The 13,849-nt window shown below is 70.3% G+C and carries 12 protein-coding genes; 4 read left to right on the top strand and 8 right to left on the bottom strand.

All coding sequences use genetic code 11. The features are described from left to right. Positions 1-41 precede the first annotated feature (41 nt). Together recO and ACIOKD_RS23985 are read left to right on the top strand one after the other, a co-directional pair. On the top strand, positions 42-794 hold the full coding sequence (gene recO / locus ACIOKD_RS23980) for a DNA repair protein RecO (RefSeq protein ID WP_402087445.1): 753 nt from the start codon (positions 42-44) through the stop codon (positions 792-794). A 56-nt stretch (positions 795-850) separates the two neighbouring features. Further along, positions 851-1,702, top strand: a complete 852-nt coding sequence (locus tag ACIOKD_RS23985) for an isoprenyl transferase (protein WP_402087448.1) — start codon at positions 851-853, stop codon at positions 1,700-1,702. A gap of 81 nt (positions 1,703-1,783) precedes the next feature. Here the strand turns inward: ACIOKD_RS23985 and ACIOKD_RS23990 are convergent, their stop codons facing one another. From ACIOKD_RS23990 to ACIOKD_RS24005, 4 genes are read right to left on the bottom strand one after another with little or no spacing between them, the layout of a single operon-like run. Continuing rightward, complete coding sequence (locus tag ACIOKD_RS23990) at positions 1,784-2,206, bottom strand: Fur family transcriptional regulator (RefSeq protein ID WP_402087451.1); 423 nt, start codon at positions 2,204-2,206, stop codon at positions 1,784-1,786. A 60-nt stretch (positions 2,207-2,266) separates the two neighbouring features. Continuing rightward, positions 2,267-3,193: a metal ABC transporter permease gene (locus tag ACIOKD_RS23995; protein ID WP_402087454.1), complete on the bottom strand. Its 927-nt coding sequence runs from the start codon at positions 3,191-3,193 to the stop codon at positions 2,267-2,269. 5 nt (positions 3,194-3,198) lie between these two features. Next, entirely contained in the window at positions 3,199-3,999 is an 801-nt protein-coding gene (locus ACIOKD_RS24000) for a metal ABC transporter ATP-binding protein (RefSeq protein WP_402087456.1), read from the bottom strand. Positions 4,000-4,058: 59 nt separating this feature from the next. Continuing rightward, positions 4,059-5,039 carry a metal ABC transporter substrate-binding protein gene (locus tag ACIOKD_RS24005; protein ID WP_402087459.1) on the bottom strand — a complete coding sequence of 327 codons (981 nt, stop codon included), beginning with the start codon at positions 5,037-5,039 and terminating at the stop codon, positions 4,059-4,061. 230 nt (positions 5,040-5,269) lie between these two features. Here ACIOKD_RS24005 and ACIOKD_RS24010 point away from each other — a divergent pair, with 230 nt between their 5' ends. Beyond that, complete coding sequence (locus ACIOKD_RS24010; protein ID WP_402087462.1) at positions 5,270-6,652, top strand: glycine--tRNA ligase; 1,383 nt, start codon at positions 5,270-5,272, stop codon at positions 6,650-6,652. 69 nt (positions 6,653-6,721) lie between these two features. Here the strand turns inward: ACIOKD_RS24010 and ACIOKD_RS24015 are convergent, their stop codons facing one another. Beyond that, a complete protein-coding gene (locus ACIOKD_RS24015) occupies positions 6,722-6,922 on the bottom strand; it encodes a hypothetical protein (RefSeq protein WP_189775877.1) in 201 nt (66 codons plus the stop codon). A gap of 311 nt (positions 6,923-7,233) precedes the next feature. Beyond that, positions 7,234-8,676: an MFS transporter gene (locus tag ACIOKD_RS24020; RefSeq protein WP_402087465.1), complete on the bottom strand. Its 1,443-nt coding sequence runs from the start codon at positions 8,674-8,676 to the stop codon at positions 7,234-7,236. Between the two features lie 80 nt (positions 8,677-8,756). Between ACIOKD_RS24020 and dusB the strand changes: the two genes are divergently transcribed. Next, complete coding sequence (dusB, locus tag ACIOKD_RS24025) at positions 8,757-9,911, top strand: tRNA dihydrouridine synthase DusB (RefSeq protein ID WP_402087468.1); 1,155 nt, start codon at positions 8,757-8,759, stop codon at positions 9,909-9,911. Between the two features lie 243 nt (positions 9,912-10,154). Here the strand turns inward: dusB and ACIOKD_RS24030 are convergent, their stop codons facing one another. Both ACIOKD_RS24030 and ACIOKD_RS24035 read right to left on the bottom strand, forming a co-directional pair. After that, on the bottom strand, positions 10,155-12,101 hold the full coding sequence (locus ACIOKD_RS24030) for a glycogen debranching N-terminal domain-containing protein (RefSeq protein ID WP_402087470.1): 1,947 nt from the start codon (positions 12,099-12,101) through the stop codon (positions 10,155-10,157). Continuing rightward, on the bottom strand, positions 12,098-13,765 hold the full coding sequence (locus ACIOKD_RS24035) for an MGH1-like glycoside hydrolase domain-containing protein (protein WP_402087473.1): 1,668 nt from the start codon (positions 13,763-13,765) through the stop codon (positions 12,098-12,100). Before ACIOKD_RS24035 ends, ACIOKD_RS24030 begins: the two co-directional genes overlap by 4 nt. Positions 13,766-13,849 lie beyond the last annotated feature (84 nt).

A 13,849-nucleotide genomic window follows, 5' to 3' on the forward strand; every position in this document is an offset into this window, starting at 1 on the left:
CCTTCGGCAAGGGCGCCCCGAACGTACGCGAGAATGGGGCCATGAGCCTGTTCCGCGACGACGGCATCGTGCTGCGCACCCAGAAGCTGGGCGAGGCGGACCGGATCATCACCTTGCTCACTCGCGGTCACGGGCGCGTACGGGCCGTGGCCCGCGGGGTGCGCCGGACGAAGTCGAAGTTCGGAGCCCGGCTCGAACCCTTCTCCCACGTCGACGTGCAGTTCTTCGCGCGCGGGAGCGAGCTGATCGGACGCGGGCTGCCGCTGTGCACCCAGAGCGAGACGATCTCTCCGTACGGCGGCGGGATCGTCACCGACTACGCCCGTTACACCGCCGGGACGGCCATGCTGGAGACGGCCGAGCGGTTCACGGACCACGAGGGCGAGCCCGCCGTCCAGCAGTACCTGCTGCTCGTGGGCGGGCTGCGCACCCTCGCCCAGGGCGAGCACGCGCCGCACCTCATCCTCGACGCGTTCCTGCTGCGCTCCCTCGCCGTGAACGGGTACGCGCCCAGCTTCAACGACTGCGCGAAATGCGGCATGTCCGGACCGAATCGCTTCTTCTCGGTCGCCGCGGGAGGTTCCGTCTGCGTCGACTGCCGGGTGCCCGGCAGCGTCGTACCCTCGGCGGGGGCCCTCGAACTGCTCGGCGCGCTGCTGACGGGGGACTGGGCGCTCGCGGACGCGTGCGAGCCGCGGTACGTCAGGGAGGGCAGCGGCCTGGTGTCGGCCTACCTGCACTGGCACCTGGAGCGCGGACTGCGCTCGCTGCGGTACGTCGAGAAAAGCACGTGAGCGGCAGCAGAAGCGGTAACAACCGGCTGTACGAGATCTGAGGAGACGAGAAGCAGATGGTGGTACGCGGGATCCTGGGGCGCCAGCGCCGCGAGTACAAGACGCCGGAGCCGCACCCGTCCGGTGCCCGCGCGCCCAGGCTTCCCGGCGAGCTGATCCCGAACCACGTGGCGTGCGTGATGGACGGGAACGGGCGCTGGGCCAAGGAGCGCGGTCTGCCGCGTACCGAGGGGCACCGGGTCGGGGAGGGCGTCGTCATGGACGTCCTGAAGGGCTGCCTGGAGCTGGGCGTCAAGAACCTGTCCCTGTACGCCTTCTCCACGGAGAACTGGAAGCGGTCGCCCGAGGAGGTCCGCTTCCTCATGAACTTCAACAAGGACGTCATCCGGCGCCGGCGCGACGAGATGAACGACCTCGGCATCCGGATCCGGTGGGTCGGGCGGATGCCCAAGCTGTGGAAGTCCGTCGTGCAGGAGCTGCAGGTCGCGCAGGAGCAGACGCAGGACAACGACGCGATGACCCTGTACTTCTGCGTGAATTACGGAGGGCGGGCGGAGCTGGCCGACGCGGCGAAGGCGATGGCTCTGGATGTCGCCGCGGGGAAGCTCGACCCGGAGAAGGTCAGCGAGAAGACGATCCAGAAGTACTTGTACTACCCGGACATGCCTGACGTGGATCTGTTCCTTCGCCCCAGTGGGGAGCAGCGGACGTCCAACTACCTGATCTGGCAGTCCAGTTACGCGGAGATGGTCTTCCAGGACGTGCTCTGGCCGGACTTCGACCGGCGGGACATGTGGCGGGCGTGCGTGGAGTACGCGTCGCGGGACCGGCGGTTCGGGGGGGCTGTCCCGAACGAGGACCTTCTCGCGATGGAGGCGGACATGCGGGGGCGGCCCGACGCTGGCTGACGTCAACGATTGCGCAGTTCCCCGCGCCCCTAGAACCTAGGGGCGCGGGGAACTGCGCAATCGTTGGCCTCAGGCCGAGGTTCATACCCCCTGGCCGCGCGCGGCGCACTCCGCGCAGGTGCCGAAGATCTCCACCGTGTGGGCGACGTTCACGTAGCCGTGTTCCGCGGCGATGGCCTCGGCCCACTTCTCCACCGCCGGTCCCTCCACCTCCACGGCCTTGCCGCACACCCGGCACACCAGGTGATGGTGATGGTCCCCGCTCGCACAGCGGCGGTACACCGACTCACCCTCGGACGTGCGCAGCACATCCACCTCACCCGCGTCCGCGAGCGACTGCAGCGTGCGGTACACCGTGGTGAGCCCGACAGAATCGCCCTTGTGCTTGAGCATGTCGTGCAGATCCTGCGCACTACGGAACTCGTCCACCTCGTCGAGCGCCGCCGCCACGGCGGCACGCTGGCGGGTGGAACGGCCCCGAACGGGCGGTCCAGCGGTCGTCACCGTTGCCTCCAAAGCGTCTGCGGCTTGCCGGGCCATTGTGCCAGCCCGAGCTGGGCCCGGTCAGACGCCGACCTTTCCGGTCGGGTTGCGTGTGCCGGGAATGACACACTCCGCCGGGTCGCCCGCCTCGGCCGCCGCGACCTGCGCGGCGGCCCGCGCACGCCGCCTGGCCAGCGGCGTCGCCGCCACCGTGAGCAGCATGAACGCCCCGATGGTCAGCAGCACGATCGTCGCGCCGGGCGGTACGTCCTGGTAGTAAGAAGTCACCGTGCCGCCGATCGTCACGCTGACGCCGATCGCCACCGAGATCGCGAACGTGGCGGCGAAACTCCGGCTCAGCTGCTGCGCGGCGGCCACCGGGACCACCATCAGCGCGGAGACAAGCAGCAGGCCGACGACCCGCATGGCGACCGTGACCGTGACGGCGGCCGTGATCGCTGTGAGCAGGTTCAGGGCGCGTACGGGCAGCCCCGTCACCCGCGCGAACTCCTCGTCCTGGCTCACCGCGAACAGCTGCCTGCGCAGACCGACCGTCACGAGGACCACGAAGGCGGCCAGGAGGCAGATCGCCGTCACGTCCGACTCCGACACCGTCGAGAGCGAGCCGAAGAGGTACGAGGTCAGGTTGGCGTTGGAGCCGCCGGGCGCGAGGTTGATGAACATCACACCGCCCGCCATGCCCCCGTAGAAGAGCATCGCCAGCGCGATGTCGCCGCGCGTCCTGCCGTACCAGCGGATCAGTTCCATCAGGACCGCGCCGACCACGGAGACGGCCGTCGCCATCCAGACCGGGGACCAGGAGAGCAGGAAACCGAGGCCGACACCGGTCATCGCGACATGGCCGATGCCGTCGCCCAGCAGGGCCTGGCGGCGCTGGACCAGGTAGATGCCGACGGCGGGTGCGGTGATGCCGACGAGGACGGCGGCGAGCAGGGCCCGCTGCATGAAGGCGTAATCGAGGATTTCGAGGTTCGCGGCGAGGTTCATGGCGGTCAGCTCAGCAGTCCTGTGCGGATCGGTTCGGCGTCGTGGGCCGCGTGGGGGTGTACGTGGTCGTGGCCGGGCAGCGCGTGCTGGCCGAGCGCCCGCGGGGGCGGGCCGTCGTGCAGCACGCAGCCGTCGCGCAGGACGACCGCGCGGTCGATCAGCGGCTCCAGCGGGCCCAGCTCGTGCAGCACGAGGAGGACGGAGGTGCCTGCCGCGACCTGCTCCCGCAAGGTCGCGGCAAGGACCTCCTGGCTCGCCAGGTCCACGCCCGCCATCGGCTCGTCCATGATCAGCAGTTCGGGTACGGAGGCCAGCGCGCGGGCGATGAGGACGCGCTGGTGCTGGCCGCCGGAGAGGGCGTCCACGGAGTCCTTGGCACGGTCGGCGAGGCCCACCAGCTCCAGGGCGTGCCGTACGGCCTCGCGGTCCGCCCTGCGCAGGACGCCGAAGCGGGCGCGGGACAGCCGCCCGGAGGACACCACCTCGGTCACCGTGGCCGGTACTCCGCCTGCGGCCGTCGTGCGCTGCGGTACGTAGCCCACGCGCGCCCAGTCGCCGAAGCGGCGCCGGGGAGTGCCGAACAGCTCGATCTCGCCGCCCGTGACCGGGACCTGGCCGATGATCGTGCGGATGGCCGTCGACTTGCCGGAGCCGTTGGCGCCGAGCAGCGCGACGACCTCACCGCGGTGCACGGTGAGGTCGATGCCGCGCAGGACGGGGCGTGCGCCGAGTTCGGCCGTCACACCGCGCAGCGAGATGACAGGCGGGCGCGGGGTGGCGGCCGGTGTGCCGGGCTCGTTCGTCATGCCGACGTCCTCCGAGAACTGCTGAGGCTGGGACTGATCATATTGCTGTCATTTCGCGGTCACTTCGCTCCCAGGGCCGTCCGCAGCGCCTTGAGGTTGGCGTCCATGACCTGGATGTAGTCGTCGCCCCTGGACTTCTCGGTGATGCCCTCGATCGGGTCGAGCACATCGGTCCTGAGGTCCGCGTCCGCGGCGATGGTCTTGGCGGTCTTGTCGCTGACGAGGGTCTCGTAGAAGACCGTCGAGACGCCGTCCGCCTTGGCCATCTTCTCAAGGTCCTTGACGCGGTTGGCGCTGGGCTCGTTCTCCGGGTCCAGGCCGTTGATGGCCTCCTCGGTGAGGCCGTAGCGCTCGGCGAGATAACCGAAGGCCGCGTGGGTGGTGATGAAGACCTTGGTCTTCGTGTTCTTGAGGCCGTCCTCGAAGCGGGTGCCGAGTCCGTCCAGCTTCTCCACCAGCGCCGCGGTGTTCTTCTTGTACGTCGCCGCGTTGTCCGGGTCGGCCTTCTCGAAGGCCTTGCCCACACCCTCGGCGACCTCGGCGTACTTCACGGGGTCGAGCCAGATGTGCGGGTCGAGGCCGGAACCTTCCTCGTCCTCGTGGCCGTGCTCGTCCTCGTGCTCGGCCGCGTGGCCGCCGACCTCGGTACCGTGCTTCTCCAGGCTGGTGAGGGTGGCCGCGTCGACCTTCGTCTTCACCTCTGACTGGGCTATCGCCTCGTCGACGGAGGGCTGGAGGTCCTTCAGATAGAGAGCCACGTCCGACTCCTGGAGCTGCGCGGTCTGCTTGGCGCTGATCTCCAGGTCGTGCGGCTCCTGACCGGGCTCGGTCAGGGTGCTCACGCTGACGTGGCTCCCGCCTATCTCCTCGGCGAGGAACTGCAGCGGGTAGAACGACGCCACGACGTCGAGCTTGCCGCCGCCCTCGCCGTCGGCCGCGCCGGAGTCGGAGTCGGACGAGCAGGCGGAGAGGGAGCCGAGGGTGAGGGCGGTGGTCGCCGCGATCACGCCGGCGGATATGTGGCGTCGTCGTACGTTCATGACAGTCATTTTCAGCTGATGTGGAAACGATTGTCAATAAGCTGCCCTGTGATCTGGACTTCATCCCGGTATGCGTGGGGTGTGACGGTGAGTGGAGGACCGGCGTCCGGCCCGCACCCCAACCGATTTGATCCGAGGGGCGGGGCCGCCGGTAATCTGAAGCATTCGCTCTGAAGCAATCGCTGTGAAGCAATCGCTTCAACGCCCGTCGTCGTAATGAAGAGAGCACCGTGGCCGCCGACAAGATCGACTCCATCGTCAGCCTGAGCAAGCGCCGTGGCTTCGTCTATCCGTGCAGTGAGATCTACGGCGGCCAGCGAGCCGCCTGGGACTACGGGCCGCTGGGTGTCGAGCTCAAGGAGAACATCAAGCGTCAGTGGTGGCGCTACATGGTGACGTCGCGTGAGGACGTCGTCGGTCTCGACTCGTCCGTGATCCTGGCGACCGAGGTCTGGGTGGCCTCCGGTCACGTCGCCACGTTCTCCGACCCGCTCACCGAGTGCACCTCGTGTCACAAGCGGTACCGCGCCGACCACCTTGAGGAGGCGTACGAGGCCAAGCACAACCGCCTCCCCGAGAACGGGCTCGCCGACCTCAACTGCCCCAACTGCGGCAACAAGGGCACGTTCACCGAGCCCAAGCAGTTCTCCGGCCTGCTCTCCACGCACCTCGGCCCCACGCAGGACAGCGGCTCCGTCGCCTACCTGCGCCCCGAGACCGCGCAGGGCATCTTCACCAACTTCGCCCAGGTCCAGCAGACCTCGCGCCGCAAGCCGCCGTTCGGCATCGCGCAGATGGGCAAGTCCTTCCGCAACGAGATCACGCCCGGCAACTTCATCTTCCGGACCCGCGAGTTCGAGCAGATGGAGATGGAGTTCTTCGTCAAGCCGGGCGAGGACGAGAAGTGGCAGGAGTTCTGGATGCAGGAGCGCTGGAACTGGTACACCGGCCTGGGTATGCGCGAGGAGAACATGCGCTGGTACGACCACCCGGCCGAGAAGCTCTCGCACTACTCCAAGCGCACCGCCGACATCGAGTACCGCTTCCAGTTCGGCGGCAACGAGTGGGGTGAGCTGGAGGGCGTCGCCAACCGCACGGACTACGACCTCTCCGCGCACTCCAAGGCCTCCGGCCAGGACCTGTCCTACTTCGACCAGGAGGCCGGCGAGCGCTGGACCCCGTACGTCATCGAGCCCGCGGCCGGTGTCGGCCGCGCGATGCTGGCGTTCCTCCTCGACGCGTACGTCGAGGACGAGGCGCCCAACGCCAAGGGCAAGATGGAGAAGCGGACGGTCCTGCGCCTCGACCCGCGGCTCGCGCCGGTGAAGGTGGCCGTACTGCCGCTGTCGCGGAACCCGGAGCTGTCCCCGAAGGCGAAGGGTCTCGCCACCGCCCTGCGGCAGAACTGGAACATCGACTTCGATGACGCCGGGGCGATCGGTCGCCGTTACCGGCGGCAGGACGAGATCGGTACGCCGTTCTGTGTGACCGTCGACTTCGACACGCTCGACGACAACGCGGTCACGGTTCGTGAGCGGGACACCATGAAGCAGGAGCGGGTTTCGCTCGACCAGATCGAGGGGTACCTGGCCAGTCGGCTCATCGGCTGCTAGTGGGCAGAAGATCGCGCCGTTCCCCGCGCCCCTTTCCAGGGGCGCGGGGAACGGCGCGATTTTTTACCTTCAGCTCGGGTCCACTGTTGCCTGGTGGGCCTCTGTCAGGTGCTCCTCGGCCTTCAGCCAGGGCAGGAACTGGGCCGGCTTGCGCCAGCCGCATGTGTCACATCTGATCGTCCGCTGCATGCCCGTGCGTTGTACCCGTACGACGTGCTCACGTCCGTGTTGATCCCAGCGGCTGACTTTGCTGGTGTTGATCTGCAGCATGACGCCTCCTGGTGGTCGCGCTCAGCTTGCGCGCGCTAAGGAGTGTGCAACAAGAACAACATCAACGGGGGTGCGTATCCGGTGAGTTCCGTGCACATTCCGCGCATTGTGGGCCTGCCAGGGCGCGCTGGCGTGCGGGCATGGCCAAAAAAGCTGCCCTTGCCCCTGCGAGACGACCCTGCGAGACGACCCTGGGGGAGTCGGCCCTGGTGCCGGTGATGAGTCTCCTCGGCGGGCGCGTCTCATGGGGAACGGCGCGGTCGTTGAGGGGCGCGGGGAACGGCGCGATCTGCCCCCGCCGGTCCGCGAGGTCACGCGGCCTTCGCCGACTCCTGCACCTCCGGGGCGGACAGGCGGTTCGCCGTGCGTTCGGCCGTCCGGCGGGCCCAGCGCCCACTCGACACCGCGCCGACGACCAGGACCGACAGGCCGCAGGCCGCGATGATCCACCAGGCGGGGCGGGCCGCCGAGACGAACGCGCCCCGGTAGGACGACGTGCCGACGCCCGACGCCAGAACCGCGCCGATCACCGCGACGCCCAGCGTCTGCCCGATCTGACGGCTGGTGGACGCCACCGCCGCCGCCACCCCGGCCTGCGCCCGGGGCATCCCGGACACCGCCGTGTTCGTGATGGGCGCGTTCACGAAACCGAAGCCGAGCCCGAAGAGCACGTACCCGATGACGAGCGTCACGTTCGCCGTCTCGGCCTCGAGCGCGGCGAACAGCACCCCGCTCACCGTCATCGCCGTGCCCGCGACGAGCAGGGACAGCCGCGGCCCCCGGTTGCCGACCAGCCGTCCGGACAGCGGCGCGCAGACGAAGGTCATGGCCGCCATGGGAAGCATCCACAGGCCCGCGTCGAGCGCGCTCAGGCCCCGGACGTTCTGGAGGTAGAGGGTCGAGAGGAAGAGGAAACCGCCCAGCGCCGCGAACGCGCTGACCGCCACCACCGTGGCCCCGCTGAACGGCGCGGACCTGAAGAAACGCAGGTCGATGAGGGGTTCGTCACGGCGCGGCTCGTACCAGAGGAGGGTGACGAGGGCGGCGAGGGCGATTCCGCCGAAGACGAGGATCTTGCCGGCGCCCGAGCTGGGCGCCTCGATGATCGCGTACGTCAGCGAGCCGAGCAGCGCGATCACCAGGAGCTGGCCGACCGGGTCGGGGCGGCGGGCCTTCGGGGCGCGGGACTCGGGCACGTACCGCAGGGTGAGCAGGAGCGCGGCCAGGCCCACCGGCAGGTTGACCCAGAAGATCGAACGCCAGCCGACCGAGTCCACCAGGAGGCCGCCGACCAGCGGGCCCGCGGCCATGGATATGCCGACCACCGCGCCCCAGACGCCGATCGCGCGGGCACGCTCGCGCGGGTCCGTGAAGGTGTTGGTGATGATCGACATGGCGACCGGGTTGAGCATGGAGCCGCCGACCGCCTGGATCATGCGGAAGGCCACGAGCGATTCGAGGTTCGGTGCGAGCGAGCACAGGACCGAGCCGACGGTGAAGACGACCAGACCCGCCATGAAGACCTTCCGGCGGCCGATGCGGTCGGCGGTCGAGCCCGCGAGCATCAGCAGCGCGGCGAGCACCAGCGTGTACGCGTCGATCGTCCACTGCATGCCCGCCAGGCTCGCGTGCAGATCCTTCTGCATGGAGGGCAGCGCGACGTTCAGGACGGTGTTGTCGAGGCTCACGATCAGCAGACTCATGCAGCAGATAGCGAGCACCAGCTGGCGCCGGCGGGGACTGAGCTCAGGCATGCCCACCAGGTTACGCCCGTGTCGGTAGTGTGCCTAACTAACGACTACCGTCATGGCCCGGCGTACGTGACAATGGGGGCATGCCCACGCTCACGTCCGCGGTGAACACCGCTCTGCAGATCGGCCCGCACACCGTCCGGCCGCCCGTCGTGCTCGCCCCCATGGCGGGCATCACGAACGCGCCGTTCCGCACACTGTGCAGGGAGTTCAGCGGGGGCAAGGGGCTGTTCGTCAGCGAGATGATCACCACGCGGGCGCTGGTCGAGCGCAACGAGAAGACGATGCAGCTCATCCGCTTCGACGCGTCGGAGACCCCGCGTTCGATCCAGCTGTACGGCGTCGACCCCGCGACCGTCGGCAAGGCCGTCCGCATGATCGCGGAAGAGGGCCTCGCCGACCACATCGACCTGAACTTCGGCTGCCCGGTCCCCAAGGTGACCCGCAAGGGCGGCGGCTCGGCCCTCCCGTACAAGCGGCCGCTGCTGCGGGCGATCCTGCGTGAGGCGGTGGCCGGGGCGGGGGACCTGCCGGTCACCATGAAGATGCGCAAGGGCATCGACGACGACCACATCACCTTCCTCGACGCCGGTCGTATCGCGGTCGAGGAAGGGGTGACGGCGATCGCGCTGCACGGGCGCACCGCCGCGCAGCACTACGGCGGGACGGCCGACTGGGATGCCATCGCGCGGCTGAAGGAGCATGTGCCGGAGATTCCCGTTCTCGGGAACGGGGACATCTGGTCCGCCGACGACGCGCTGCGGATGGTACGGGAGACCGGGTGCGACGGGGTCGTCGTGGGCCGGGGGTGCCTCGGGCGGCCGTGGCTGTTCGCTGATCTGGTCGCCGCGTTCGAGGGGCGGGGCGGTCAGTACGCCCAGCCGTCCCTTCGCGAGGTGGCGGCCGTCATGGTGCGGCACGCGACCCTGCTGGGGGAGTGGATCGGGGACGAGGCGCGCGGGGTGATCGACTTCCGCAAGCACGTGGCCTGGTATCTGAAGGGTTTCGCGGTCGGCTCCGAGATGCGTCGGCGCCTTGCGGTCACTTCGTCGCTGAGTGAACTGGCGGAGGGGCTGGAGGAGTTGGAACTCGACCAGCCCTGGCCGGTGGGGGCGGACGGGCCGCGTGGGCGTACGTCCGGCAATGGCCGGGTTGTCCTGCCGGACGGGTGGTTGAAGGATCCGTATGACTGTGCGGGTGTGAGCGAGGACGCGGAGTCGGACACGTCCGGGGGGTGAGCGGCGCTCGGCGGGTGCGGTTCGGCGGGGGTTGGCCGCGCCGTTCCCCGCGCCCCTGAAAAGGCAGAAGATTGCGCTGTTCCCCGCGCCCCTAAAAGACGAAAGACTGCGCCGTTCCCCGCGCCCCTCAAAGCCGGGGCGCAGCCGCGCTTTTGAGGGGCGCGGGGAACTGCGCGGCCCACCCCCACCGGCCCGCACCCGAAATCACGCCCCCAGTAAAACGTCCCTCCCCCCAGTGGAACGTCAAGCCCCCCCGACGGCGGTCAGCAACGCCAAAGGTGCGGCCGCAGACCGCGACTCCCGCACGCACGCGTGCGGATACGGCACCGGCTCCGCGTGCGTGCCGCGCCCGTACCCGGCGAGCACCTCCGGCAGACGGTGCCCCGCGACAGTCGCCGCATCGACAAGCCCGTGCGCGACGGTCCGCGCCTCGTCATGCAGCCCGTACCGCGCCAGCCCCAGTGTGATCAGCGCGTTGTCGTGCGGCCACACCGAACCCCGGTGGTAGGAGAGCGGATGGTACGCGGGCTGGCCCGAGGCGAGCGTCCGTACACCCCATCCCGAGAAGAAGTCCGGCTCCAGCAGGCGCCGCCCCACCAGCTCCCCGTACTCCTTGTCCAGCAGCCCGGACCACAGCAGATGCCCCGCGTCGGACGCCAGCGCGTCGACGTGGTTCCCGTCGCCGTCCAGCGCGAGCGCGGGGAAGGCGCGGTCCGCCATCCAGAAGTCCCGCTGGAACCGGTCCCGGAGATCCCCGGCGGCCTGTTCGAGCAGCGCCGCGTACACCTCGTCGTCCCACACCGTCCTGGCGAGCTGTGCGGTACGGCGCAGCGCGTCGTACGCGTACCCCTGCGCGCCCGCGGCCATCACGGGCCCGGTAGGCCGGCTGCCGTCGCCCGAGCAGATCGCGCCCGGGGAGTCCTTCCAGTTCTGGTTGGCGAGGCCGCCCTCGTCCGCGCGGTAGACGAGATAGCCGCGCGAGGTCAGCCCGCCGTGGTCCAGCATCCAGCCGATCGCCGCACGGGCGTTGGGCTCCAGGCGGCGGGCCAGCGCCGTGTCACCGGTCTGCTCGACGTACGCGCCGAGGAGGACCAGAAAGAGCGGGGTCGCGTCGACCGAGCCGTAGTAACGGCCGTACGGCACCTGCCCGAAGTGGGCCAGTTCCCCGTGCCGCACCTCGTGCACGATCTTGCCCGGCTGAGCCACCGTGCCCACGCCGACCTCGGTGGCCTGGGCCGCGGCGAGCGCGGGCAGGGTGGCGGCGGCCAGCTGGGGCCGGTAGGGGAGCGCGAACAGGGACGTGAGCAGCGCGTCGCGGCCCAACAGCGTGAGGAACCAGGGAACTCCGGCCGCCGGGACGCGCAGTTCCTCCCCGTCGGGCCCGGTCGCCGGTACCTGGAGCACGGCCAGGTCGGCCAGGCCCCGTGCGCACGCCGCGGCCAGTTCGGGCCAGCCGGTCGGGAAGGGCACGCCCTGCGCGAACTCCCCCTCCAGCGCGAGGAGCCGGTCGTTCGCGGCGGCCGGGGTGAGGGGCACCTCCGGGGGCGGCATACCGTGCGGGCGTGCCGCCACCCGCAGGGCCAGTTCGGCCGAGCCGTGCGGTTCGAGGTCGAGGGCCCACACCAGGCGCCGCGCGCCCGTGCCGGTCTCCTCGACGCCGTCCGGCGCGGGCTCACAGGTGACGGTCGTAAGGGACCGCCACTCGCCGCGCTGATAGCTGAACTCCACGCCGTCGTCGAGGATCTGGCGGGAGCGCACGGCGCCGGTCTTCGCGTACGTCCGGTGGTCGGAGCGCAGTTCGAACTGGTCCGTGAAGTCGGCGTCGGCGGTGACCGCGATCCGGACCGTCGTCGGCACCGGGCGGTTGCTGGCGATGCGCAGCGACTCGACGAACGCGCCGTCCGTGACGGCCTGTTCGCGAAAGACGGTGTGGGCGGGCGGCTCCTGCCGGCCGCCGCGCGGCACGAGGACGCAGCGGGCGCTGTCGCCGTCCGTCACCGGCGACAGCGCCTCGGGCACCGCGCCGTCGACGGTCAGCTGCCAGCGGCTCAGATGCCGGGCGTCGCGCACGAACATTCCGTCGGGAGCGGAGTGCGAGCCGCCCCCGCCGCGTACTCCGCTGATGTCCCCGCCGTCGCCCACCGCGACGAACGTCCCGCCGTGTACGAGCAGATGCTGCCGCTCCGTCATCGCAGGTCCCCTCCCAAGGCACCCTCACCGAACTTCTCCGTCGCGCTGAACTCCGCGTCCGCGCTGAACTCCGCGTCCGCGCTGAACTCCGCGTCCGCGCCGAACTCTTCGGTCGTGCCGCGCACCGAGTCGGCCTTCTCGTTCGCCGCCTCGGGCGTCCCGATCGCCGCCTTCGGTGTCGTCCCGTGCAGCAGGTCCAGCGTCAGCGCGGCGGTCCAGCTGAAACCGAGCGCCCCGCAGGCCTCACCGGTGTACGGGTCCACGTACTCGGCGAACCCGGACGTGTCCGCCGTCTCCAGCAGCGCGCCGCGCAACTCGGCCGCGTGCGAGAGCTCCCCGTGCAGCCGGAGCCCCCGCTCCACCAGCCAGTTGGTGTTGAACCAGGCAGGTCCCCGCCAGTACCGGTGCGGGTCGAAGGCGTGCCCGGTCAGGTCGTAACTCGGTACGAGCCGAGTCGTGTCGCCGAGCCCGAAGTGCGGCCCGCGCAGGGTCCGTACGAGCGTCGCGGCCGTCTCGCGTGGCAGCGTCGGCAGGATCAGCGGGACGAGACCGGAGACGCCGCGCTCCGGGATCGGCTCGTCCGTGCGCACGTCCCGGCAGAAGAACATGCCCTCCACCGGATCCCACAGCCGGTCGACCAGCGCCGCAGTCAGCCGCTCCGCGCGCGCGGAGCGGGCGGTGCCCGTCGCGCCCAGCTCCCGGGCGATCCGCGCCAGCGCGTGCTCGGAGGCGATCAGCAGCGCGTTGAACGCCGGGTCCTCCACGGCGAATTCACCGGCACCGCTCCCGGGACGCCCGCCGCCCCCGCGACCACCGCCCCCGCGACCGTGATCCCCGCGACCGCCGTCCGCGTAGCCACCGTCCCGGTAGTCCGTCGCCAGCCGTACGTACCGGCCGTAGTCCAGGTCGGTCGGCCGGTCCTCGGCGGCGCCGTGGTCCAGGTCGGCGCGGCGGAAGGAGCGGGCCGGTGCCGGTGTGACACGGGCCAGCGGCGCGTCCCAGCTCGGTGCGTTGTCCATGCCCTGCTCCCAGGGGTGGACCACCGAGGCGAGGCCTCCGCCGCCCAGGTCCCGGCGGTGCAGCAGATAGCGGTGCCAGGCCGCGAGGCGCGGGTACATCCGGGACAGGAAGGACCGCGACCGGGACAGCCCCGGGTCGGCGGCGTGCACCAGCCACACGGCGAGCGCGTGCACCGGTGGCTGCACGATGCCCGAGGTCTGTACGGTGCCGGGGGCGCCCGCGGTGCGCCCCGCGGTCGAGGAGCGCCAGAAGTCCGGGCTCGGGAAGTACGCGTCGAGGGGGACGGAGGGGTTGAACACGATGTGCGGGATCCGGCCGTCGCCCCACTGCGCGTCGAGCAGCGTCTCCAGCTCGGTCTGGGCCCGCAGCGGCGACAGGTGCCGCAGCCCGATCGCGACGAACGCGGAGTCCCAGGACCACTGGTGCGGATACAGGCTGCGCGAGGGCACCGTGGACGTGCCCGTCCAGTTGCTGGCCAGCACCCGGGCCGCCCTGGCGTGCAGCGACTCCGCCGGGCGGACCGGATCGAGCGGATCGGCCGGGTCGTATACGGCGGTTCCCGCCCGGCCGGGACCATGGTGCACGGTGCGGCGGGCGGGAGGACGGGCGGTAGGACGGGCGGTGAGCTGGGTCGTGCGGTCCACTCAGGTCTCCCCGAAGACATGCGGCCGATCAGTTCGGCAGTAACCACCGTTGAGTTACGTCTATTTAACACGCAGAACCCAATA

It is taken from the genome of Streptomyces sp. NPDC087844 (assembly GCF_044742785.1).
Classification (GTDB): domain Bacteria; phylum Actinomycetota; class Actinomycetes; order Streptomycetales; family Streptomycetaceae; genus Streptomyces.

Excerpts from the sequence above, each read along its gene's own strand:
- recO (WP_402087445.1), top strand. The coding sequence starts at position 42 with ATGAGCCTGTTCCGCGACGACGGCATCGTGCTGCGCACCCAGAAGCTG.
- ACIOKD_RS23985 (WP_402087448.1), top strand. The coding sequence starts at position 851 with ATGGTGGTACGCGGGATCCTGGGGCGCCAGCGCCGCGAGTACAAGACG.
- ACIOKD_RS23995 (WP_402087454.1), bottom strand. The coding sequence starts at position 3,193 with ATGAACCTCGCCGCGAACCTCGAAATCCTCGATTACGCCTTCATGCAG.
- ACIOKD_RS24000 (WP_402087456.1), bottom strand. The coding sequence starts at position 3,999 with ATGACGAACGAGCCCGGCACACCGGCCGCCACCCCGCGCCCGCCTGTC.
- ACIOKD_RS24005 (WP_402087459.1), bottom strand. The coding sequence starts at position 5,039 with ATGAACGTACGACGACGCCACATATCCGCCGGCGTGATCGCGGCGACC.
- ACIOKD_RS24015 (WP_189775877.1), bottom strand. The coding sequence starts at position 6,922 with ATGCTGCAGATCAACACCAGCAAAGTCAGCCGCTGGGATCAACACGGA.
- ACIOKD_RS24020 (WP_402087465.1), bottom strand. The coding sequence starts at position 8,676 with ATGCCTGAGCTCAGTCCCCGCCGGCGCCAGCTGGTGCTCGCTATCTGC.
- dusB (WP_402087468.1), top strand. The coding sequence starts at position 8,757 with ATGCCCACGCTCACGTCCGCGGTGAACACCGCTCTGCAGATCGGCCCG.
- ACIOKD_RS24030 (WP_402087470.1), bottom strand. The coding sequence starts at position 12,101 with ATGACGGAGCGGCAGCATCTGCTCGTACACGGCGGGACGTTCGTCGCG.